General features: G+C 44.5%; 26 protein-coding genes. 6 read left to right on the top strand and 20 right to left on the bottom strand.

Features of this window, described 5'->3' with window-relative positions; translation table 11 throughout:
* Positions 1-19 precede the first annotated feature (19 nt).
* From DW121_RS01975 to DW121_RS01945, 7 genes are all read right to left on the bottom strand, one after another.
* Positions 20-1102, bottom strand: a complete 1083-nt coding sequence (locus DW121_RS01975) for an efflux RND transporter periplasmic adaptor subunit (RefSeq protein WP_117710984.1) — start codon at positions 1100-1102, stop codon at positions 20-22.
* Positions 1103-1239: 137 nt separating this feature from the next.
* Entirely contained in the window at positions 1240-2172 is a 933-nt protein-coding gene (rsgA, locus tag DW121_RS01970; protein WP_117710985.1) for a ribosome small subunit-dependent GTPase A, read from the bottom strand.
* A gap of 112 nt (positions 2173-2284) precedes the next feature.
* Entirely contained in the window at positions 2285-2845 is a 561-nt protein-coding gene (gene frr / locus DW121_RS01965; protein WP_009122921.1) for a ribosome recycling factor, read from the bottom strand.
* 94 nt (positions 2846-2939) lie between these two features.
* Complete coding sequence (gene pyrH / locus DW121_RS01960) at positions 2940-3650, bottom strand: UMP kinase (RefSeq protein WP_117710986.1); 711 nt, start codon at positions 3648-3650, stop codon at positions 2940-2942.
* A 70-nt stretch (positions 3651-3720) separates the two neighbouring features.
* Complete coding sequence (locus DW121_RS01955; RefSeq protein WP_117710987.1) at positions 3721-6219, bottom strand: heavy metal translocating P-type ATPase; 2499 nt, start codon at positions 6217-6219, stop codon at positions 3721-3723.
* 158 nt (positions 6220-6377) lie between these two features.
* Positions 6378-6965, bottom strand: coding sequence for a helix-turn-helix domain-containing protein (locus tag DW121_RS01950; protein ID WP_117710988.1), 588 nt, complete (start codon positions 6963-6965; stop codon positions 6378-6380).
* 77 nt (positions 6966-7042) lie between these two features.
* A complete protein-coding gene (locus DW121_RS01945) occupies positions 7043-8350 on the bottom strand; it encodes an MATE family efflux transporter (protein ID WP_117710989.1) in 1308 nt (435 codons plus the stop codon).
* Between the two features lie 171 nt (positions 8351-8521).
* Here DW121_RS01945 and DW121_RS01940 point away from each other — a divergent pair, with 171 nt between their 5' ends.
* Positions 8522-9205, top strand: coding sequence for a tetratricopeptide repeat protein (locus DW121_RS01940; RefSeq protein WP_117710990.1), 684 nt, complete (start codon positions 8522-8524; stop codon positions 9203-9205).
* A 34-nt stretch (positions 9206-9239) separates the two neighbouring features.
* Here DW121_RS01940 and DW121_RS01935 read toward each other — a convergent pair whose 3' ends face one another.
* From DW121_RS01935 to DW121_RS01920, 4 genes are all read right to left on the bottom strand, one after another.
* A complete protein-coding gene (locus DW121_RS01935) occupies positions 9240-10571 on the bottom strand; it encodes a zinc-dependent metalloproteinase lipoprotein (RefSeq protein ID WP_118322914.1) in 1332 nt (443 codons plus the stop codon).
* A 64-nt stretch (positions 10572-10635) separates the two neighbouring features.
* Positions 10636-11409 carry a biotin--[acetyl-CoA-carboxylase] ligase gene (locus DW121_RS01930; protein ID WP_118322913.1) on the bottom strand — a complete coding sequence of 258 codons (774 nt, stop codon included), beginning with the start codon at positions 11407-11409 and terminating at the stop codon, positions 10636-10638.
* Positions 11393-11749, bottom strand: a complete 357-nt coding sequence (locus tag DW121_RS01925) for an MmcQ/YjbR family DNA-binding protein (protein WP_117710993.1) — start codon at positions 11747-11749, stop codon at positions 11393-11395. The genes DW121_RS01930 and DW121_RS01925 overlap by 17 nt, the downstream gene beginning before the upstream one ends.
* A gap of 22 nt (positions 11750-11771) precedes the next feature.
* Entirely contained in the window at positions 11772-12137 is a 366-nt protein-coding gene (locus DW121_RS01920) for a YraN family protein (protein ID WP_117710994.1), read from the bottom strand.
* A gap of 84 nt (positions 12138-12221) precedes the next feature.
* Here DW121_RS01920 and DW121_RS01915 point away from each other — a divergent pair, with 84 nt between their 5' ends.
* Positions 12222-12455 carry a hypothetical protein gene (locus tag DW121_RS01915; protein ID WP_004293731.1) on the top strand — a complete coding sequence of 78 codons (234 nt, stop codon included), beginning with the start codon at positions 12222-12224 and terminating at the stop codon, positions 12453-12455.
* 37 nt (positions 12456-12492) lie between these two features.
* Complete coding sequence (locus DW121_RS01910) at positions 12493-12927, top strand: nucleoside deaminase (RefSeq protein WP_117710995.1); 435 nt, start codon at positions 12493-12495, stop codon at positions 12925-12927.
* Here DW121_RS01910 and DW121_RS01905 read toward each other — a convergent pair.
* From DW121_RS01905 to DW121_RS01895, 3 genes are all read right to left on the bottom strand, one after another.
* Positions 12924-13229, bottom strand: a complete 306-nt coding sequence (locus DW121_RS01905) for a DUF4834 family protein (RefSeq protein ID WP_117710996.1) — start codon at positions 13227-13229, stop codon at positions 12924-12926. The two genes, DW121_RS01910 and DW121_RS01905, sit on opposite strands and share 4 nt — an antisense overlap.
* Positions 13230-13296: 67 nt before the next feature.
* Entirely contained in the window at positions 13297-14004 is a 708-nt protein-coding gene (pssA, locus tag DW121_RS01900) for a CDP-diacylglycerol--serine O-phosphatidyltransferase (protein ID WP_117710997.1), read from the bottom strand.
* 2 nt (positions 14005-14006) lie between these two features.
* Positions 14007-14696 (bottom strand): phosphatidylserine decarboxylase family protein, encoded by a 690-nt coding sequence (locus tag DW121_RS01895; RefSeq protein ID WP_117710998.1) that lies wholly within the window; start codon positions 14694-14696, stop codon positions 14007-14009.
* A gap of 172 nt (positions 14697-14868) precedes the next feature.
* On the opposite strand from DW121_RS01895, the gene dnaE reads away from it, so the two are divergent.
* The 3 genes from dnaE to DW121_RS01875 all read left to right on the top strand — a co-directional run bounded on the left by dnaE (position 14869) and on the right by DW121_RS01875 (position 19419).
* Positions 14869-18666: a DNA polymerase III subunit alpha gene (dnaE, locus tag DW121_RS01885; RefSeq protein WP_118322912.1), complete on the top strand. Its 3798-nt coding sequence runs from the start codon at positions 14869-14871 to the stop codon at positions 18664-18666.
* 85 nt (positions 18667-18751) lie between these two features.
* A complete protein-coding gene (trxA, locus tag DW121_RS01880) occupies positions 18752-19066 on the top strand; it encodes a thioredoxin (protein WP_117711001.1) in 315 nt (104 codons plus the stop codon).
* A 20-nt stretch (positions 19067-19086) separates the two neighbouring features.
* Entirely contained in the window at positions 19087-19419 is a 333-nt protein-coding gene (locus tag DW121_RS01875) for a hypothetical protein (protein WP_117711002.1), read from the top strand.
* An 86-nt stretch (positions 19420-19505) separates the two neighbouring features.
* On the opposite strand, the gene DW121_RS01870 is transcribed toward DW121_RS01875, so the two are convergent.
* The 6 genes from DW121_RS01870 to DW121_RS01845 all read right to left on the bottom strand — a co-directional run bounded on the left by DW121_RS01870 (position 19506) and on the right by DW121_RS01845 (position 23352).
* Positions 19506-19724, bottom strand: a complete 219-nt coding sequence (locus DW121_RS01870; protein ID WP_117711003.1) for an immunity 17 family protein — start codon at positions 19722-19724, stop codon at positions 19506-19508.
* A 36-nt stretch (positions 19725-19760) separates the two neighbouring features.
* Positions 19761-20186: a tRNA (adenosine(37)-N6)-threonylcarbamoyltransferase complex ATPase subunit type 1 TsaE gene (gene tsaE, locus DW121_RS01865; protein ID WP_117711004.1), complete on the bottom strand. Its 426-nt coding sequence runs from the start codon at positions 20184-20186 to the stop codon at positions 19761-19763.
* Positions 20186-21007, bottom strand: coding sequence for a metal ABC transporter permease (locus tag DW121_RS01860; RefSeq protein WP_117711005.1), 822 nt, complete (start codon positions 21005-21007; stop codon positions 20186-20188). The genes tsaE and DW121_RS01860 overlap by 1 nt, the downstream gene beginning before the upstream one ends.
* A 10-nt stretch (positions 21008-21017) precedes the next feature.
* Entirely contained in the window at positions 21018-21440 is a 423-nt protein-coding gene (locus DW121_RS01855) for a phospholipase (protein ID WP_117711006.1), read from the bottom strand.
* Between the two features lie 145 nt (positions 21441-21585).
* Positions 21586-22869, bottom strand: coding sequence for a 3-phosphoshikimate 1-carboxyvinyltransferase (locus tag DW121_RS01850; RefSeq protein ID WP_118322911.1), 1284 nt, complete (start codon positions 22867-22869; stop codon positions 21586-21588).
* Positions 22870-22956: 87 nt separating this feature from the next.
* Entirely contained in the window at positions 22957-23352 is a 396-nt protein-coding gene (locus DW121_RS01845; RefSeq protein WP_117711008.1) for a hypothetical protein, read from the bottom strand.
* Positions 23353-23392 lie beyond the last annotated feature (40 nt).

The raw sequence follows: 23392 nt of genomic DNA, 5'->3' as shown, positions 1-23392 counted from the left end.
TATGGATTATAGTTCATCATTAATTTATATTGTCTAATGTCACTGGCAGTCCTGTACGGAGTTGCAAGGTGCCTGAGGTAATGATGGTGTCACCTATGCTCAGCCCTTGCAACACTTGTACTTCGGCTTCAGTGCGGATGCCGGTCGTTATCTCTATCGGTTGGGCTTTCCCGGATTTATAGAGGAATATCTTGTCTTTACCCATTTCCGGTACGATAGCTTCGGAAGGTACGGCAAGCGCATTCTGTATCTCATCTTTATTTAGCTTGATGCTGGCATAACGGCCCGGTAGTACGGCGCTGTTGGTATTGGGATAGAGCGCGCGGATAGTTAGTGTATGGGTGGTAGGGTCTATTTTGGATTCGCGTGCATAGACAGTGGCATGGAAAGTATTCAACTTTCCTTCGAGTATAAAGTCTAGTCCTGCACCTATTTTTACGTCATTGGCATATCGTTCGGGTACTGCAAACTCTACTTTCAAGGGAGAGAGTTTCGTGAGTTTGGCTACAATGGTAGAGGGAGAAGCGTATGTTCCTACACTGACTTGCCGCAGACCGATAACTCCATCAAAGGGGGCTCGAAGTTCGGTTTGCGCGATATTGGATTCTACCAAGTCGATGTCGGCATTCAAGGTCGCCAGTTCGGTCTTGACCTGTTCGTAGGCTTCTTTACTGACGGCGTCCCTTTCCAACAATGCGTTTTGACGGAATACACGGTCTTCCGCCAACTTCAGTTGCGAGACCAATCTTTGTAGCTGTGCTTGGAGAGGACGGTCATTTACCTTAGCGAGTAATTGCCCTTTCTTCACGAAACTGCCTTCTTCAAAGTTTATTTCGATAATCTTGCCGGATGTCTCGAATGAAAGATCTACTTCTTCATCGGGCAACAGGCTACCGCTGATTTGTATTTCGTCTTTTAGTAGTTGCGGTTTTATTATTTTGGCGTTTACGTTCAGAATCTTTTTCTCTCCGCGTTTGCCGGTCATTACCTTATCGGCTGCCGCCAGTTCTTCATTTGTTTTAGGAAGCTGAGAATAAATACCTCCGCCTATCAGTCCGACACCAATGAATGTAATGATGCCCCATTTTACTTTCTTATTCATGTTGTAGTATTAGTAGTATATTTAGCCATTGATTTGGACGGAAGAAATATGGAAAAGTTTAAAGTAAGAAAAGTTAAGAAAAGTGATAAAGTAATAAGGTGTATCCTATCGTTTTATCACCTTACCGCATATTCATATTAATGCGCTGCCCTGTATTTCCCTTCTTCCTTATCTTCCAGCATATTCAGGTAAGAGGTGTAGCGGGATTCGCTGATGTAATGATGTTCCACTGCTTCACGTACAGCACATCCCGGTTCATGGCGGTGGGTACAGTTATTATAGCGGCAGTCGGCGGAAACTTTGAATATTTCCGGAAAGTAATGTCCTATTTCTTCTTCTTCCATATCGAATGTTCCGAAGCCTTTGATGCCCGGAGTGTCGATGATATAGCCGTCACCCGGTACAGGGAACATCTCGGAGAAAGTAGTGGTGTGCATACCTTTGTTGTGGTAGGTGGAGATTTCACCGGTTTTGATGTCCAGCTCCGGCAGGATGGCATTGATGAGGGTGGACTTGCCCACTCCGGAGTGGCCGGAGAAAAGCGTTATTTTCCCTTTAAGTTCTTCCTTTATGATATCGATACCTTCGCCTGTCTTGGCGGAGATTTTGAAACAAGGGTAACCGATGGCGGTATAAAGATTGATAAGTCCGTCCAAGTAGCGAAGTTCGTCTTCGTCGTAGGCATCCGTTTTATTGAATATGATGTTGACGGGTACGCGGTATGCCTCGGCTGAGGCGAGGAAACGGTCAATGAATGTAGTGGAAGTCTCCGGATAATTCACCGTTACCACCAGCATACATTGGTCGAGGTTGGCTGCAAGGATATGGGATTGCTTGGATAGGTTGGAAGAGCGTCGGACAATATAATTCTTCCGGTCTTCAATTTCGCTGATGAAAGCCGTCCCTTCTTGATTCAGGATGATTTGCACATAGTCGCCTACCGCTACCGGATTGGTGCTTCGGATGCCTTTCAGACGAAAGTTGCCTTTGATTTTACATTCAACGTATGTTCCTTCGTCGGTCTTTACCAGATACCAACTCCCTGTATTTTTAATTACCAGTCCTCTCAATTCAATTGACAATTAATAATTGACAATTGACAATGACCGGATTGACAATCCCTGCTTGCTATTGTGCAACCATGTAATTGTCAATTGTCAACTGTCAATTGTCAATTCAGATTTATACTGTCATAATTTCTTTGTCCTTTGCTGCCAGCATATCATCAATCTGCTTGATATATTTGTCGTGAATCTTTTGCAACTTTTCTTCACCGCCTTTTTGTGCATCTTCCGCCAATCCTTCTTTCACAGATTTCTTAAAGGCGTCGATGGCATCACGGCGTGCGTTGCGTACACTCACTTTGGCAGTTTCGCTTTCATTCTTACACTGTTTGGCGAGTTGTTTACGGCGTTCTTCTGTCAATGGAGGGATGCCGATGCGGATAATCTCACCGTTGTTTTCGGGCATAATGCCGAGGTCGGAGTCGATGATTGCCTTCTCAATGACACGGAACATACTCTTGTCCCACGGCTTGATGGCGATACTGCGGGCATCCGGGGTGGTTACGGCCGCTACGTTGTTGATAGGGACCATGCTTCCGTAAGAATCGACACGGATTCCGTCCAGCAAACGAACGTCGGCTTTTCCGGCACGGATATGGGCCAATGATTCTTCCAGATACATTACAGCCATATCCATTTTCTCTTGTGCTTCGTCTAAGATGTCTTTTACGTCTTTCATATTTCTATTGTTTGAAGTAGCTTTTAATTTGAAACTCTGCAAATATAATCGTTTCACGACAGATTACACAGATTTACACAGATTATTTCCTTTTTTAGTTGTGTACCAGCGTGCCTATTTCTTCGCCTTGCATTACTTTCTTAAGATTGCCTACGGTGTCCATATCGAAAACGATGATGGGCAGGTTGTTTTCCTTGCACATACAGGTAGCCGTAAGGTCCATCACTTTCAGACCGCGTTTCAGTACTTCGTCGTAAGTGATGTCGTGGAACTTCGTTGCTGTCGGGTCTTTCTCCGGGTCGGCGGTGTAGATGCCGTCAACGCGTGTGCCTTTCAACATAACATCCGCTTCTATTTCGATGCCGCGAAGGCTGGAACCGGTGTCTGTTGTGAAGAAAGGATTACCCGTTCCGGCCGACATGATAACTACTTCGCTGGCTTCCATACACTCAATGGCTTTCCATTTATTGTAGAATTCGCCGATAGGCTCCATGCGGACGGCTGTCAGCACACGTGCTTTTACGCCTGCCGCCACCAGTGCCGAGCTCAGTGCAAGGCTGTTGATAACGGTTGCCAGCATACCCATTTGGTCACCTTTTACACGGTCGAACCCTTTGTTGGCACCGCTCAGTCCGCGGAAGATGTTCCCGCCGCCGATAACGATGCCAATCTGTATGCCCAGTTCATGGATTTCCTTAATTTGCGCTGCATATTCGGCCAGACGTTTTTCGTCGATACCGTATTGCTTTTCTCCCATCAGGCTCTCGCCGCTGAGTTTCAATAAGATTCTTTTGTATGTTGCCATAGTTTATTAATTTATTTCGCTTAGCGGCAAAGATAGGAAAATAATGCCAATCGGTATAAACAATTTTCAGTTATTCTTTCAGTGTGTAGTCACCTGCCTTTGCGGTTACTGCGGTCTGCAGTTCGTCGAGTGTCTTTTCGCCTTCCGAGAACTCTACGGTTGCTACCGGCGGATTGAGGGTTACGGTGGCGTGTATGCCGTCCATACTGTTCAACGCTTTTTCTACATGCATACGACAGTGGTTGCACATCATGCCTTCTACCTTGAATTCTTTCTTCATGATTTTTTCTGTTAATGGTTCTACTTCTTTTTCCGGTAGCCCTGTTGGGTTGTCAACGGAGTTTTCCGGGTTCCCTGTCTTTTTTCTTTTCAGCCGCAGACTGTTGGTTACTACGCTTACACTGCTGAATGCCATAGCTGCTCCGGCTATCATGGGATTCAGCAGGAATCCGTTGATGGGGTAGAGTACACCGGCTGCGATGGGTACACCTATTATATTATAGATGAATGCCCAGAACAGGTTTTGACGAATGGTGCGTACGGTCAGCTTGGAGAGTTTCAGTGCTTCGGGTATTTTGGTCAGGTCGGAAGAGATGATGGTCATCTTGGCTACATCCATGGCAATGTCGCTGCCGCCTCCCATGGCTATGCTTAAATCGGCTTGTGCCAGTGCGGCGCTGTCGTTGATGCCGTCGCCTGCCATTGCTACTATCTTGCCGTTTTTCTGGAGATTGTTGATGAAGGCGGCTTTATCTTGCGGCAGTACTCCCGCCTTATAATGAAGGATGCCGGCTTTACGTGCAATTTCTCGGGCGGTGGCTTCATTGTCGCCTGTCAGCATATGGACATCGATGCCGGCGGCTTGCAGTTCGCCGACAGCTTGTATGGAACTCTGCTTGATTTGGTCTGTAATTCCTGCGATGGCCAGTGCGGTTTCGCAGTCGGCAAACCAGATGACGGTCTGTGCATCAGCCGTCATGCGGGCGGCTTCATCGCTTAGCGATTGACTGACGTTAATTCGGTTTTCTTCCAGTAGTTTCCGGTTTCCGGCATAATAAGTCTTTCCATTCCATTCGCCTTTTACGCCTCTGCCGGTGATGCTCTCAAAGCTTTCTATATCCACGTTTCGGGCGTCTTGAAAATGACGGACCACCGCTTCCGCAAGCGGATGCTCGGATAGCTTTTCCAAGCTGTAAAAGACATCTTCTATGCCCGCAGTCCGTACAGCCCAAACTAAATCGCTGACTACCGGTTTTCCCTCGGTTACGGTTCCGGTTTTGTCCAATACCACTGTGTCAATCTTTTTGGCGATTTCCAAACTTTCGGCATCTTTTATCAGAATACCTCTTTCGGCGCCTTTACCGATGCCTACCATGATGGCGGTGGGAGTGGCAAGCCCCAAAGCGCACGGGCAGGCGATGATGAGCACCGTGACCAGTGCCAGCAACCCGTGTGTAAATCCGCTCTGCCCGTCCAGTAGCATCCAGATTATGAAAGACAATATGGCAATGCCGATAATGACCGGCACGAAGATACCCGCAATCTTATCCACCAATTGCTGGACGGGAGCTTTACTGCCCTGTGCATCTTGCACCATGTGGATAATTTTGGCCAGTAGCGTGTCTGTACCTACCTTCTCGGCACTGAACCGAAAGCTTCCTTTCTGGTTGATAGTACCGGCAAAAACTTTGGCTTCCTTTTGTTTGGCTACCGCTATCGGTTCGCCGCTCAACATACTTTCATCCACATACGAACTGCCTTCCGTAACTTTGCCGTCTACAGCAATTCTTTCTCCCGGTTTTACCAGAATAATGTCTCCTGGACGAATCCGCTCAATCGGGACAACCTTTTCCGATGAAGAATCAACGATGACGGTTACTGTCTTGGGCTGCAGTCCCATCAGTTTCTTAATGGCGGAAGAAGTGTTGCCCTTAGCCTTTTCTTCCAACAGGCGTCCCAGCAGAATGAAGGCGATGATGACGCTTGCCGCCTCGAAGTAGACGTGCGGATGAATCCCTCTTTCCAGCCAGAATTCGGGGAAAAGCATATTGAACAGGCTGAACAGATAGGCAATTCCGGTACTGTTGGCTACTAAAGTGTCCATGTTGGCGCTGCCATGCTTCAGTTGTTTCCATGCGCTGGCAAAGAAACTTCTTCCCAACCAAAACACAACGGGAGTGGAGAGTAGCCACATGATAAGATTGGCATACGGCATATCCATGAAGAACATACCGATAACCATAATCGGTACAGACAGGACGATGGCCCATGTCGCACGGAATTTCAGCGCGCGATATTTTTTATCGTGTGCCTGTTCCACTTCATCCGCTGTGCCTTCGTCCTGCCTTATCAGCAAGTCGTATCCGGCATTTTGCACAGCTTGTTGTAAGACTTCGGGAGAACAATGTTGCGAGTCGTATTCTACTGTTGCCATTGCCGATGCGTAGTTTACGCTTGCTTTCCGGACACCGGACTGGTGATTCAGTGTCTTTTCCACCCGTGCGGAGCATGAGGCGCAACTCATCCCTAATACGGGAAAGGTTTCTTGAACAATGCTTTTATTTGCCATAATATTGTATGTAATTATTTAGTTCTTAGTATGAAACTGCCGGTTTCTACGGTTGAAACTAATAGTTCTCTCGTTTTAAACTTTTATGTGGAACAAATATACGGCAAGGAAGTTGTCTGAGTGTTGTAAAATTCGGGATATGATTTACAAGATTATGCTTATATCTCGTCAAGCGGCTTGCGCTTGTTCTCTTTTATCTTCTTGAAATAGCTGGGCGTCAGTCCTGTTACGCTTTTGAATTGGGCGCTGAGGTAGGCGGCGCTCGAATAGTTTAGTTTGTCGGCTATTTCGTTCAAAGATAATTCTCCGTACACCAACAGTTCTTTGGCACGCTCTATCTTCTGCGCAATGAGGTATTTCTCGATGGTGGTATTGGTGACTTCCGAGAAGAGTTTGCTCAATGAACTGTAATCCCGATGTAATTTGGAAACCAAGTAATCGGACAGGTTGACTTTTGAATCGTTGTCATTATAATGTACCAGTTCTATGATGGTATCTTTTATTTGTTCTATTGTTTGGGATTTCTTGTCATCAATCAATTCGAACCCGAAAGGCTCCAACGACTCTTTTACGCTCCGGTATATTTCATCGGTAATTTTATCGGGCAGAGTAACGATACCCAGTTCTACCGACAGGGGGTGCAGTCCCAGCTGCTCAAGCTGGCTTTTCACTACCATGATACAACGGTTACATACCATGTTTTTGATGTGTAGCGTATTGTCCGAATTAAATGTTGTATCAGGCATCTGGTTCTTTTTTGGGGTAAAGATAGCACGAACGGATATTATTCTAACTATTTTTCTGGTTTTATCTTTGCGACGGGCTAATTGAAACTTCTTTCTATAACTTTTCTGCTGAGTAAGGTTTGCACGATTCCCCGCATGGAGAGATAGACAAGAAAGGCAAGCCACAAGGCATGGTTGCCTAAGGCCGGGCGAAGTCCGTAATATATCATAAAGAAACTGACGGCTGCCGCTGCCATAGACATGAGCATACCGCGTGTTGCCGTAGCGCCGATAAAGATGCCGTCCCAAATAAAGGCGGCGACTCCTGCTGCAGGTATGGCAAGCGCCCAATAGAAATAAGTGTCGGCGGCGGCTATTACATTCTTGTCATCGGTCAGCAGTCCCAAGAAAGCATTTCCGCCCAATGCATAAATCAATGTAAAGAGTATGACCAGCCAACCTCCCCACATAAACAGATGCCGGGTGGTGTTGGTAAAGGCTTTCCGGTTACGAGCGCCTATGTATCGTCCGCTTAGGGCTTCTCCCGCATAGGCGAAACCGTCCATTACATAAGAGAAAAGGGTGAAGAGTTGCATCAGTAATGTATTTACAGCCAAAATAATCTCACCCTGTGAGGCGCCTGCCGAAGTAAAGAACAGTGTGACAGCCACCAGGCACAGTGTCCGTAGGAATATATCACGGTTCACTTGAAAAAAACGTATCATTGCCTCCTTTTGCAGTACTCCCTTCCAGACGATATACTTTTTCAGTTTCCCATAGCGGTTCGTCCACAGTATGAGTCCCATGAAGAAGCCCGCATACTGGGCTATCAATGTTCCCAACGCTACGCCTTCCACCTTCATCTTGAAGACATAGACAAGGCTGAGGCTGGCTATGATGTTCACGATATTCTGTGTGATAGCTATGTACATGGGGATACGTGAGTTCTGCATGCCGATATACCATCCGGAGAGTCCGTATAACCCCAGCATGGCAGGAGCACCCCATATACAAATGTGGAAATAGAGCGTTGCCATTTCCCTGACTTCTTCCGTAGGGTGGATAATGAGGAATGCGGCTTGCCTGATAGGTACTTGCAGTATGATAAGGCAAAGCGCCACAGCCAGTCCTATACCAACGGAGCGCATCAGCAATCGAACTATTTCCGATAAATCCCGTTTACCATAGGTCTGTGAGGTCATGCCGCTGGTTCCCATCCGCAGAAAACCGAATATCCAGTAGATGATATTGAACAGCATACCTCCTACTGCAATGGCGCCGATATAGGCAGGAGAACCCAGATGCCCTACGATTGCTACATCGATTAGTCCGAGCAAAGGCACGGTTATATTCGATACAATGGACGGCAGGGCTATCTGTAATATCTGTTTGTCTATAGGCTTCATTTGTAATATCTTGTTTGGTGGAGGACAAAGGTACGCAGAAAAGGAAAAATGACGGGAAAGATTAACTATATTTCTACTTTTAGCTGTTGAGGATTGATGTGGAAATTTGTAAATTTGTGGGTGATTCTCTATGGGAGGATTTCGGGCTGTAAAACAATATAGACTTAAAAGATGAAAACCTTAACTTTACTTTTCTTTGGGCTCTTGCTGTGCCCAATGTCACTTCTGGCACAATCAGCAGATGTGCTGCTGCAGAAGGTGGCTGATGCCTTATCGGTTGGTAAGGATGATTATGCCGTGAGTTTATTCCGCCAGGCTGCGAGTATGGGAGCGGAGCAGACAGAGATGTTCTATTGGACGCACGTTGAGAAAAACAGTGCTGTGGCTTCCCGCTTCGTACGGGAACTGGCTACTTACTACAAAGATAAGCGGAACTACGACAAAGCATACCTTTTTTATAAAGAGTGGTTGCAATATTATCCGGAAGATGTTCCCGGACTTGTGGCATGCGCGGAGATGCAGTTGATGCGCGGAGAGTCGAAAAAAGCTCTAAAACTTTATGAAAAGGTGCTGGCATTGGATGCGGATAATCTTCAGGCAAATATATTTTTGGGTAACTATTACTATCTTCAGGCAGAACAAGAGAAGAAAACGCTGGAGGATGACTACAAGAAAATCGTTTCTCCCACACGTATGCAATATGCCCGTTACCGTAACGGGCTATCGGATGTGTTCTCCAACGGATATGACAAAGCTAAGAGCTATTTGCAGAAAGTGCTTCAACTGTTTCCTTCCACCGAAGCGGGAAAAACATTGGAACGGATAAAGATATTGGAAAAAGAGATGAACAAATGATGTTCATCTCTTTTTATTGTATATTGTGTGATGTTTACTTGATTGTTTGAATCGGCAATTTTATAAATCCTTTCGGTACAGAACGTGTACTTGTTTCCTGACCTACTTTTGGCCCTGGTATCAGAGGACTGTACATCAAAACATGGCGAATGCGTGTTCGCTGTTCTGGGGTGAATTGGTCTGAATAGCTGACTGCATAATCCATGATGTTACGTGAGGTAAACCGTTCACCGGTCAGGCAATTGTCACGGTTCACCAGATAGGCAAATGTAAACTTGTCCGGTTCTGCTGATGCAATGTATGCATAATCAATATCGTATTGTTCCTTATTATAAGTAGGAGTATCTGTACAATAGTCAGTATCTTTACAACCGTTTTTGCTTTCAGTCTCGCTTTCTGTCTCATAGAATACATGATGCAAACCTAAGTAATGCCCTAATTCATGGGCTAATGTAACAGTAACATCTGCTGTGTTGTACATGGTTTCCGTACTTTCTTCGTTAATAAACAAACTGTTGATGGATACACAATAGGGAAAGGCTAAGTTCTTCAATTCTAAATGAGACTCATTGATGTTGGTGAGACCTGCCAAACTATTTGGCCCCTTTGTAGTATAAGGTAAGTGTGATATACCTAATGCTGTTACATTGTCAGTTGGATTATTTGTGAAGTTATAGACCATTATATTAATATACTCGTTAGGATCCCATAGGTATTTCACATAACCTTTTCCCGTTTCTACATCGTCATTCATAAAGATATCGCAATCTATCGGATAACTATCCGGCCATGAAATGTACTCTACACCCGGTTTTTCCATGGTTTCTCCATTTGGACGGATAGTAGCGAGTGTGAATGTTAAATTCATGTCTACACTCTGTGAACTATTTTTATAAAGTTTGTTTACCCTATCTAATATTTTTGACAGACGATTTTGACTGACGTATTGCTCTGGGGCTGATTTATCTTTGTATAGCACATGGAAAATCACGGGGAGTTTGTAGTGATACTGTTCTATCGATGTATATCCTGCTGCCTGAGTGATTTCTATTTTTTTACTCATTTTGAGAACAGCCGATGTAACTGTTACTATTACCTTTCTTTCTTTATTGTCAGGGTTGGCTTCTATTTGCAGAGTTAGTGCTTGGTTGCCGAAGCTTTTATCGGGGGTAATATTGCACCATTGTGCGGTTTTAGATACTTGCCACTCTACATTGCTCGTTATATCGACAGTCAATGTCGCTCCATCGCTGCTGACGTTACTGAATGACGATTCAGATAGCTCTAAATAGTTGGTTTCATTGTCTTCGCAACTATATAAAATAAAACTTGATAGGGCGATTACGATTAAAGTTTGTATTTTCATGATTTTATAGATTAGCTTCGTACAGAATATGTTCTGTTAAGATAATGTTTACCAAATTGTTTGATTAAACAATGTATTGTACCTCTTTAAATAGATATTCCCGTTCTTTCCCACTTTCGTCCTCCAAGACAAAACGCCCATCTTGTTCCACACGCAGCAAGCGGGCGGAGAACTTACCGTTGGCATCTTCATAAGGATGAAAGCCTCTGCGGCGAAATAGGGCGCGGGCATAACGGGTGGCTATTTCAGCGGAATAAGTATTGTGTTCTTCTGTTCGCAAACCGTTATAGTAGATTTGTATCCGTTTCAGGATGTGCGACAAAATTTCATGGCGGTTGTGCTCCTGTCCGGTGATTTGTTTCAGAGATACCGGGTTGGGAGCGTCACTGTAAAATTCATTTTGGTTGATGTTGATTCCGATACCAGAGATGCTGCGTCCGATGAATTGGCCGGACAGATCATTCTCTATCAATATACCGCAAATCTTTTTGTCTTTCCAGTAAATGTCATTCGGCCACTTTATTGTAATCTCGTTTGACCATCTGTCCAACTCTTCTTTTATGGAGAGAGAAACGATTTGCGATAGGATAAACTGGCGGCGTGCTTCCAGAAAAGTGGGATAAAGAACAAAACTGAAAAGTAGATTCTTGCCTCTTTCGGCTTCCCAAGTATTACCGCGCTGCCCTTTACCGGCACTTTGGAATTCAGCTGTAACTGTAGTCAGTTCTTCAATGGTTTCTTGTAACTCATTGCATAATTGGCTGAGGTATCGGTTGGTTGAGTCTGTTTCATCCAATGCTATCAGCGGATAAGGAAAGAATTCAGGGCAGGGTTTCATACTCATTGTGCATTTTTTTAGTGAATTTCTTTATTACTTCTTCGTAAGAGTGGTCTATAAGATGTCTTATTAATTTGTCATCTGCATCACGGTCCAGAAATACCTGGTTCCAGTATTTCTTATTGAAGTGCCAGGCACCTTCAATGGCATTGTAATGGTCACGTAATTCCAGTGCATATTCCGGGTCGCATTTCATGGTGATGCGGTTTGGAGTGTTGAGGTTGATGCATAAAAACATCTTTCCCAATACTCGGATAACAAGGAAATCTTCACCGAAAGGAGTATCTTCGGTCGTAGCTTTTTTGCTGAGGCAATATTCGCGGGCAGTTTCTATATCCATATTATTTTAGCTATGAGGATTCTTAAAACATAGGTGGATAGAATGCTTCTTTGATATGCTCTATTTTAAAAGCATCGGTATCACCTACGGCTGTAATAATGTCAAAACGTACAGGTGCATCAATACAAAAATGTTTAATGTACGCATCGGCAGCTATGACAATACGGCGGATTTTTTGTCGGTTAACGGCATCTTGTGGCTCAATACACTTTGTGTTACTTCGGGTTTTTACTTCTATAATGATCAACTCATCATTTTTAGTTGCAATAATGTCTAACTCCAGATGATTCTTTCGCCAATTCCGGTCGCGTATCGCATATCCGTTACGTTCCAGATAGAATACAGCTGCATCTTCTCCAGCTTTTCCTAAAGCATTATGTATTGCCATAGTTATGATTTTCTTTCTTTCACTACAAAAATACGTTTTTTCTGCTTTGTTTTTACAGAAGTAAAACTAATTTTGCAAAGAAATATGAGAAAGAGAGACAAAACGTGTGCGAAAGCCACACCCGAAGAACCTAAACGCGAGCAGCGCATGGTATGCCTGATGAGCGAAGAAGAACTGCGGATTGTAGACCGTTATCTGGAGAAGTATAAGATAACGAACAAATCACGCTGGTTAAGGGAGACTATTCTCATGTTTATCCATAAGAATATGGAAGAAGATTATCCTACCTTGTTTGGCGAACATGATATGCGAAGGTGAGTTGATACGTTTTGAATGAAAGTTTTGAGGAGAAAAGATGACAGATACTGACTATATGAGACAGGCCCTTCTTGAGGCACAAAAAGCAGGGGGACGTGGCGAAGTGCCTGTAGGTGCAGTGGTCGTTTGCAAAGGCCGTATCATTGCTCGTGCCCATAATTTAACGGAAACTTTGACGGATGTCACTGCCCATGCCGAGATGCAGGCTATTACTGCCGCTGCGTCTACTCTTGGTGGTAAATATCTGAATGAATGTGCCCTTTATGTTACTGTGGAGCCTTGTGTGATGTGCGCCGGCGCTATTGCTTGGGCGCAAATGGGGCGCTTGGTATTTGGAGCGGAAGATGAAAAGCGGGGATATCAACGTTATGCGCCGCAAGCCCTGCATCCTAAGACAGTGGTTGTAAAAGGAGTATTGGAGGATGAATGCGCTGCATTGATGAAAGAATTTTTTGCAGCAAAGCGCCGCTAATCTTTAATTTCCTCAAAATCCACATATTCTCCCTCATCCTGTGAGAATAGTTTCTTGCGGGAAGCCGAGTGCGGAGTTATTTCTTCTTCTCGTATCGTTTCTTTGGTAGAAGTGGATTGTTGTCCGTCATTATAAGAATATCCCTTTCCTGATTGGTAGTTCCCGTTGTCATTCCGGTATGTTTTTGATGAACGGTGTCCTCCTAATCCGAAGATACTTCGGATAACGGTACCAATGATGCTAAGTCCGATAAACAGAATAGCTATTAGAATAATAAATAAGAAACCTAAAAAATGAAACATGGGCTAATGTCTTTTTATGTGTTCGTTTTCAGCGAACGATAGTACAACAACTGTGCCAAGAAAATGTTTATTTACGTTTTCCTGTTAGAAGTGACAGTAAGATGTACCATACAATTACCGCTGCAAAGCCGCTAACCTTTAAAAAAACAAGAAGTGGAATACAGACAATCAGGAAAATAAAGCTTATTTTATTGTCTTTCCATGCGAGATTCTTGAACTTCAATGAGAACATCGGTATCTCCGATACTAACAACCACGAAAACAGGCAAACCAGCACTAACAGATAAAAGGGATTGAAGTTTTCGGATATGAGTATGGGGTGTATTCCTGCCACCAATGATGCCCAGAAGAGAGCGTTGGCAGGAACTGGAACTCCGATAAAAGAACTTGTTTGGCGGGTATCGTTGTTGAACTTTGCCAAACGTAAAGCCGAAAATATGGAAATAAGAAATGCGGTATAAGGCATATAAGGGGCGATAAACTCCATAGATACCGGATAATGCATCTCTTTAAATAAGGAGAATACTATTAATGAGGGTGCTACACCGAAGCTGACATCATCTGCCAAAGAGTCCAAATCCTTTCCGATAGGAGAATGTGCGTTTAATAAGCGTGCCATCATACCGTCGAAGAAGTCGAATACGGCACTAAGGATAATGAATACAAGTGCCGGATTGTAGTTGGCTTCAAATGCCATGACACAAGCAATACACCCGGAGAATAAGTTCAGACAGGTTAAGGTGTTAGGGATAGAACGGGTGATGCAATTTGCCATTGTTATTTAAGTTTTGCTATTACGGTTTGATTACCGGTAGTCAGTTGTCCGAGTTTAACGAGAACTTCTGTGCCCAAAGGGAGGAATACGTCCACGCGTGAACCGAATTTAATGAAGCCCATATGTTCGTCAATATAGCATTCTTCGCCCGGTTCTGCATAAGTTACGATGCGGCGTGCCATAGCACCTGCAATTTGGCGTGCCATGATTTCCACACCTTCAGGGGTCTCAATTACTACGGTAGAACGCTCATTATCAGTACTTGCTTTAGGTAGCCATGCTTTCATGAACTTGCCGTTCTGGTGAGATACCAATTTAACGGTTCCGTCTACGGGATACCAGTTAGCGTGTACATTGACCAGGCTCATAAATATGGAAACCATGATGCGCCGGTCATGGAAATATTCAGTTTCTTCAACTTCCTCTACTACCACAATTTTTCCGTCAGCAGGGGCAACTACGATTTTCTCAGTTTCTTCCTGGCCGAACAAACGTATAGGGCAGCGGAAGAAATTTACTAAGATGCCATAAATAACAAGGCTGATGACTGCCACTACGTAGAAAGGAACTTTGCACTCCAAACCAAAGTAAAGCCCGGCGTTTACAGCGAGTATCAACAATAAACTGCCGGCCAGTGTATGTGTTCCTTCACGGTGAATACGTATTTTCTTTAATTTTTTAAGTCGACCCATGTATCTTGTTTTATTCTTTTTGATGCAAATTATCTGCAAAAATAGGCTTATTTTGAAAATCTAACAAGAATTTAGTCATAGAATTATAGGTGTTGATAACTTTTCGAGGAATATTTTTGTTAGATACCGCATAGGTCGTACCTTTATGCTCACTTATAGAAAGGATATATTTATGCAGGATTTTGTTCATTTGCACGTACATACCCAATATTCACTCCTTGATGGTCAGGCCAGTGTAAGCCGTTTGGTAGACAAGGCGATGAAAGATGGTATGAAAGGTATTGCCGTTACCGACCATGGCAATATGTTTGGCATCAAAGAGTTCACCAACTATGTTAATAAAAAGAACGGTGGTCCGAAAGGGGAAATAAAAGATCTGAAGAAACGGATTGCAGGCATAGAGAGTGGCGAAATTGCGTGTGAGGATAAGAAAGCTGAAATAGCGGCTTGCAAGGCTAAAATAACGGAAGCGGAGAATAAGCTGTTCAAGCCTATTATCGGCTGCGAGATGTATGTAGCGCGCCGTACGATGGACAAGAAAGAGGGTAAGCCCGACCAAAGCGGTTATCACTTGATTGTATTGGCGAAGAATGAAAAAGGTTACCACAATCTTATTAAGCTGGTATCTCGTGCATGGACCATGGGATATTATATGCGTCCTCGTACCGACCGAAACGAGCTGGAGAAATATCACGAAGGATTGATTGTCTGCTCTGCCTGTATCGGTGGTGAGGTCCCTAAAAAAATTATCAACGACCAATTGGAGGAAGCTGAAGAAGCTATTCGTTGGTATAAGAATCTTTTCGGGGATGATTACTATTTGGAGTTGCAACGCCATAAGGCAACTGTTTCTCGTGCCAACCACGAAGCTTATCCCTTGCAGCAGAAAGCCAATGCCAAGTTGCTTGAATATGCCAAGAAATATAATGTGAAAGTAATCTGTTCCAACGATGTTCACTTTGTGGATGAAGAAAATGCTGAGGCACACGATCGTCTTATCTGTTTGAGTACCGGTAAGGATTTGGACGACCCGAGCCGCATGCTTTATACCAAGCAAGAGTGGATGAAAACAAAAGTGGAAATGAATGCGCTTTTTGCTGATGTTCCCGAAGCTCTTTCCAATACGTTGGAGATTTTGGATAAAGTGGAGTATTACTCAATCGACCATGCGCCTATCATGCCCACTTTTGCCATTCCCGAGGATTTTGGAACGGAAGAAGGATATCGGAAGAAATATACGGAAAAGGATTTGTTTGATGAGTTTACGCAAGATGAAAACGGCAAAGTAGTTTTGGATGAAGAAGCCGCCAAAGCCAAAATTAAGCGTTTGGGCGGTTATGAGAAACTTTATCGTATCAAACTGGAGGCCGACTATCTTGCCAAACTGGCGTTTGACGGTGCCAAACGGATTTATGGAGATCCGCTGTCGGATGAGGTAAAAGAACGTTTGGTATTTGAGTTGTATATCATGAAGACAATGGGTTTTCCCGGTTACTTCTTGATTGTACAGGACTTTATCAATGCAGCTCGTACACAATTAGGAGTTTCGGTGGGGCCGGGACGCGGCTCGGCAGCCGGTTCGGCAGTAGCCTATTGTTTGGGCATCACCAAGATAGACCCTATTCAGTATGACTTGCTGTTCGAGCGTTTCCTTAATCCGGACCGTATCTCCTTACCCGATATCGATGTTGACTTCGATGATGACGGACGTGGTGAAGTGCTGCGTTGGGTAACGGAAAAATACGGACAAGAAAAGGTAGCGCATATCATTACGTATGGTACTATGGCAACCAAATTGGCTATTAAGGATGTTGCCCGTGTACAAAAGCTGCCCTTATCGGAATCCGACCGCTTGGCGAAACTAGTTCCCGATAAAATCCCTGATAAGAAGCTGAATCTTCCCAATGCCATAGCTTATGTACCGGAGTTGCAGGCAGCCGAAGCGTCACCCGACCCATTGGTTCGTGATACGCTGAAGTATGCCAAGATGCTGGAAGGGAATGTTCGTGGTACAGGTGTACACGCTTGCGGTACAATTATCTGTCGTGACGACATCACCGACTGGGTTCCGGTTAGCACGGCGGATGATAAGGAAACCGGTGAGAAGATGCTCGTTACTCAGTATGAAGGCTCTGTTATCGAGGATACAGGTTTGATTAAAATGGACTTCTTGGGATTGAAGACTCTCTCAATCATTAAAGAAGCTGTTGAAAATATACGTTTGCATCGGGGAATGGCGTTGGATATTGACAAGATTTCCATTACCGACCCTGCCGCCTATAAATTATATTGTGACGGACGGACTATCGGTACGTTCCAGTTTGAATCTGCCGGTATGCAGAAATACTTGCGTGAGTTGCAGCCAGGCACCTTCGAGGATTTGATTGCCATGAATGCCCTCTACCGTCCGGGACCTATGGATTATATCCCTGACTTCATCGACCGTAAGTGGGGACGCAAGCCTATCGAGTATGATATTCCCATAATGGAGAAATATCTGAAGGACACGTACGGTATTACTGTCTATCAGGAACAGGTCATGCTTCTGTCCCGTTTGTTGGCGGACTTTACCCGCGGTGAGTCCGATGCCTTGCGTAAGGCAATGGGTAAGAAGCTGCGTGATAAACTGGACCATATGAAGCCGAAGTTTATTGCCGGTGGGCAGAAAAACGGTCATGACCCAAAGGTGCTCGAAAAAATTTGGACGGACTGGGAAAAGTTTGCATCTTATGCTTTCAATAAATCTCATGCCACCTGCTATTCATGGGTAGCCTATCAAACAGCTTTCCTGAAAGCCAATTACCCGGCAGAATACATGGCTGCCGTAATGAGCCGAAGTTTGTCTGATATAACAACCATAACCAAACTCATGGACGAATGTAAGTCAATGGGTATTAAAGTACTTGGCCCGGACGTAAATGAATCGAACTTGAAGTTCACCGTCAACCCTGAGGGTAACATCCGTTTCGGATTGGGAGCTGTGAAAGGAGTGGGTGAAGGAGCTGTGCAAAGCATTATGGAAGAACGTCAGAAAAACGGTCTGTATACGGGTATCTTCGATTTTGTACAGCGTGTCAACTTGAACGCTTGTAACAAGAAGAACTTGGAGTGCCTCGCTCTTGCCGGTGGTTTTGACAGTTTCCCGGAGTTGAAGCGTGAACAGTACTTTGCCGTCAATGCCAAGAATGAAGCCTTTATTGAGACATTGGTACGCTACGGCAACCGTTATCAAGCGGATAAAGCGGCGGCGGTCAATTCTTTGTTCGGTGGTGAGAATGTAGTGGATATTGCTACTCCGGAGATTCTTCCTGCAGAGCATTGGAGTGACCTTGACCGTTTGAATAAAGAACGTGATTTAGTTGGTATTTACCTTTCCGCTCACCCGCTGGATGAATATTCCGTAGTATTGGAACACGTTTGTAATACTCATATGGCGGAGTTGGAAGATAAAACAGCCCTTGTGGGACGTGAAATTACTATGGGAGGTATCGTTACTTCTGTTCGCCGGGGTATCAGCAAAAACGGCAACCCTTATGGTATTGCCAAGATAGAGGATTATTCAGGTTCGGCGGAGTTGCCTTTCTTCGGAAATGACTGGGTGACTTATCAGGGTTATTTAGGTGAGCGTACTTTCCTTTATATAAAGGCGCGTTGTCAACCTAAACAGTGGCGGCAAGATGAATTGGAATTGAAGATTACTTCTATGGAGTTGCTGCCTGACGTAAAAGAGAAGCTGATAGAGAAGATAACGATTCTTATTCCGCTCAGTGTATTGAACAAGGCTTTGGTGACGGAGTTGGCGGAACTGACGAAAGACCGTCCCGGCACTACGGAACTCTATTTCAGAGTGACTGATCCGGATAGTAAGATGACTGTTGACTTAGTGTCCCGTCCGGTGAAGCTTTCCGTAGGTCGTGAACTTATCTCTTATTTAAAAGAGCGTCCGGAGCTTGAGTTTCGGATAAATTAATTATCTTTGCTTCACTGATAATAATGAGCGGATGATGCTTGATACAGGAGTATTGAATTAATATTTAAACTTAATAATTAGAAAAATGGCATTAGAAATTACAGACAACAATTTCAAGGAAATCTTGGCAGAGGGTAAACCTGTAGTAATTGACTTTTGGGCACCGTGGTGCGGACCTTGTAAAATGGTAGGTCCTATCATTGAAGAACTGGCAGGTGAATATGAAGGCAAAGTCCTTATCGGTAAATGTGATGTAGACGACAACGGTGATGTGGCTGCCGAATACGGTATCCGTAACATTCCTACCGTATTGTTCTTTAAGAACGGAGAGTTGGTGGATAAACAAGTAGGTTCTGCCCCCAAACCTACTTATGTAACAAAAATTGAGGCATTGTTATAATCCTTTTAAAATATAAAGCTATGGGACTGGAAGACGATTTTTTGAAGAATGATCTCGATGATGAAAAGACCATTGAGTACATCAAAAACTATTTGCCGCAGGAGTTGAAAGAGAAGTTCTCTGACGACGAGTTTTATTATTTCCTCGATTTGATTGACGAGTATTATTCCGAGAGCGGCATCCTTGATGTGCAGCCCGACGGTGATGGATATATCGAAGTTGATCTGGGAAAAATCGTAGACTACATCATCAAGGAAGCTCATAAAGATGAGATGGGCGATTACGATCCGGATGAAATTCTGTTCATTGTACAAGGTGAAATGGAATATACTGAATCTTTGGACGATGAGTAAGTCACAGCTTAGACAAAAAGAAAAAAGGCGCGGATTTAAATCCGCGCCTTTTTTCTTTATAAATGTTTGTTTATTGTTTTTCCTTTTTATGCTATCGGTGGAGTATTCAGAAAGAAGAATACTGACATTCCGATGAGTATCACTCCTAATACGCCATAAAACCAGCGTGCTTGTCGGCGACCTACGTTTCGTACTACAAACTGGGTGTTTTGGGCGGTAAAGAACCAATTCCAATCCAGAATTGCGGCTAATAGGGAGATAACTCCCGCTACGACAAAGATGCCTTGAACGATGTATTGGCTCATGTGGGGCGTTGGTGGTTGTATGATTAGTAACGTGTATTAATCCAGTTGTTCCAATGTAACTTTCCGTTCACTGTTTTCCACCTCTTCAATAGTGACTTTCACGGTATTTCCGGGTAAAAGTTCTTCAATCAGTTCCGGCCATTCAATGAAACAGAGCGCACCGCTGTACAGATAGTCCTCATATCCCATATCGTACACTTCTTCCAGCTTTTTGATACGGTAGAAGTCGAAATGATAGATTAACTCTCCGGCAATATCGGAACGATATTCGTTTACGATGGCAAATGTAGGAGAAGTAATAACGTCGGATACACCGAGCTCTTCGCAGACAGCCTTGATAAAGGTTGTTTTACCGGCTCCCATTTTGCCATAAAGAGCAAATACTGTATTGTCACCCATTGCCTCTATAAATTGGCGGGCGGCTTCATGAATCTGGTCTAAGGACTGAATCTTGATTTCCATTATCTTGTATTTTTCTGCAAAGATAGCCAAAAACTTTTTCCTCCTTTACAGATTGCATAAATAATAATGGAGAAGAAGATTATGGCTGCTCCCGAAGGAACATTGAGATAATATGAGATGAGCAAGCCGCCCAGGCAGCTAAGATAGCCGATACCGATGGATAACCATATAATACGGTGAAACCTGTGCGAAAAGAGATTGGCTGTCATTTGTGGAATTGTCAGTAATGAGATAACCAACACGATGCCCACCATACGGAGGCAGGCCACGATAGTCAATGCGATGAACATCATCAGTACATATTCAAAAGCTTGTACCGGAATACCTTGTGAACGGGCAAACTCGCGGTCGAATGCTACATAGATTATCGGATGCAGGAAACACGAAAAAAACAAGATAAGCAATATTGCCAGCCCGCCCAGCAAGGCGATGTCACCAAACGTTATTGTCAGGATGTTTCCGAACAGGTAAGCGGACAGGTCGGGAGCGAACCCGGGAGACAGGAATGTAAAGATGATGCCCAATGCCATTCCTAACGTCCAAAATACTGCAATAGCAGAGTCTTCACGCATATCTTTCCGTTTGCTAAGCCATTCCACACCGAATGCTGACAGTACTGAAAAGATAGCTGCCGAAAGAATCGGCGAGATTCCCGTGTACAACCCCATTCCTATACCTCCAAAAGAAGCATGCGTCAGTCCGCCACTGATGAATACCAGTCTCCGGGTAACGATGTATGTACCGATAATTCCGCAAACAATACTTGCCAGCAGGCTGCCGATAAGGGCATGTTGAAAAAAAGTATATTGTAACAGTTCCATGTGGCGGTGATTAGTGATTAATTCTCCTTTCTCCTACTATCAGGAACACTTCATCTTTTATATTGTCCGGCAGCGCAATGCCGCGCAGTTGTAAGCTGCGCACCCACCCGGCCACATCTTCCGATTGCATGGTATAGAATACGTCACGAAATTCTTCTTCTTGTTCGGGAGTATATCGGTCGGAAGCAGTCCCGATGTATTTGTCCAGTTCCTCATCGTCATAATATTCTATTTTTTTGCTGACGGCGGCGAGCAGGCTTTCTTTTTCGCATACTTCATGCTGGCCGCAGCATTCCATATCTACTTCCTGCACTTCGGGCATGGCATCCAATTCGCCGTTATCAATTTTCTTTTGAAGTCTGCGGTTGCGTACTATTCCCGCTATGGCAGCTACGATGGCGAGGGCAATCAGGCTAATAATCAGTATCCACATACGTTCTCTTTCCTTGAAAAAAAGTGTCCTTATAAAATAGAACGGACAAAGATACACATTGTTTTCGTATCTGACTTCTTTTGAATGGGCAAAAAGGTTGATTCTCTTCGGAGAAACTGACGAATGACAAAGAGAAACATTGCTTTTATCCTTGTCCTTTGGAGATTGTGAAACCTGTTTTCTTTAAATCTTCCCAATAAGCCGGATAGGATTTGGAAACTACTTGAGGTTCATCAATCACTATCTGCGGTAATACGATGCAGGCAGGAGCAAATGCCATTGCCATACGATGGTCTTCGTAAGTGGAAATAATCGGGGCGTTTTCAGTAGGACAACGTTCCCCGTCCCATAACAGAATGCTGTCCTGTTCGGAACGTACCAAATAACCTAACTTTTGCAGCTCGGTGATAAGGGCGGCGATACGGTCGGTTTCCTTAATTTTGAGACTTTGTAAACCGGTAAAGCGGAAAGGTATGTTCATCAGGCAGCAAGTTACGACAAAGGTTTGTGCCAGGTCTGGAATGTCTACCATATCTTCCTCCAAGCACGAGACGGGTGTACCCGCCAATGTCAGTCGTACGCCCAGATCGGTATATTCGGTATGTACGCCCAGACGGGAGAAAATCTCCGCTCCGCGACTATCCCCTTGATAACTGTGAGGAAACAGCCCGAACAGCTCCACCGTTTCATGTTCATAACCCTTCAGAGATTCTTCATTCTTTATTCTTCGTTCTTCATTTCCCCTCAGTGCCAATATTTGATACCAGTAGGATGCCGCGCTCCAGTCGCTCTCCACGGTGAACGGGACATCCCGATAACCGCCGGGATATACGGTGATGCTGTTTTCGGAATTCCAACTGGCACGTCCGCCGAAGTCGTGTATAAGCTGAAGCGTGAGGTTGATGTAGGGACGGGAGATGATACTGCCTGTAAGGTGTAGGTGTAGTCCTTTGGGGAGCACAGCTCCCATCATCAGCAGGGCGGAAATATATTGCGAGCTGACGTTTCCGGCAAGAGATATTTCATCGCCTTGCAATTCCGCCCCTGTGATGCGTAGAGGTGGGAATCCCTCTTGCCCGACGTAATCGATTTTTGCTCCGAGTAAACGTAGAGAATCTACGAGGATACGGATGGGACGTTGCTGCATACGTTGCGTTCCGGTGATGATACGGCTGCCGGGTGTCACGCTGAAATAGGCGGTGAGGAAACGCATGGCCGTCCCCGCTGCCATAATGTCTATATGTTCGGGATTGCCTTGCAGTGCGCGCACCATGACACGGGTATCATCGCAATCGCTCAGATTGCAGGGCGTTTGCTTACCATGAGCAAGGGCATGCAGGATAAGTGCACGGTTGCTGATACTCTTGGATGCCGGCAATTGAATAGCGGCATGTATCGGGGTGTCGGGGGCGGAAACGGTATAACGCATAGTTGTACTTGTTTAGTGACGGTGGTAGAAAACTTTATATTCCGATGCAAAAGTAAAATAAATCTTTGGGAAATGGAAGTCTGCTTGTCATACATTTGCATTCAATACGTCCCAGAACCGTTGAGGCAGGTAAATATTAGGAACCTCCGCCGCTTCTTTGAATAGCGGGGCTATCTGGACGGGTTTGAAACCTGCGATGCCGCAACCTATTTCAGTAACGAGGAATACGGTGTCGGAGTGTTGGCGGGCAAAACGAATGAATTCATTCACATAGGGCCGGATAGCTTCAGGACCACCATGCATGGTTGGAATGCCGTAGGTCTGTCCTTGTAACCCGCTACCCTGTCCCCAGATGGCACCCCATTCACGCCATGCCAGTAGGGCGGCTCCGCCGCCATGTGCTCCTTCAAGATTGCTGCCGAATACGAATATCTCATTGGACTTCAGTTCGGTAATTCTGTTTGGGGTGATTCTTGTTGTCATTGGGTTTTAGGTTTAGTTGCTCATTACAAATATAATGAAT

It is taken from the genome of Bacteroides sp. AM10-21B (assembly GCF_003472565.1).
GTDB classification, from domain to species: domain Bacteria; phylum Bacteroidota; class Bacteroidia; order Bacteroidales; family Bacteroidaceae; genus Bacteroides; species Bacteroides propionicigenes.
Note: the sequence above shows the minus strand (reverse complement) of the source record. Positions and strands in the feature narration are given on the sequence as shown.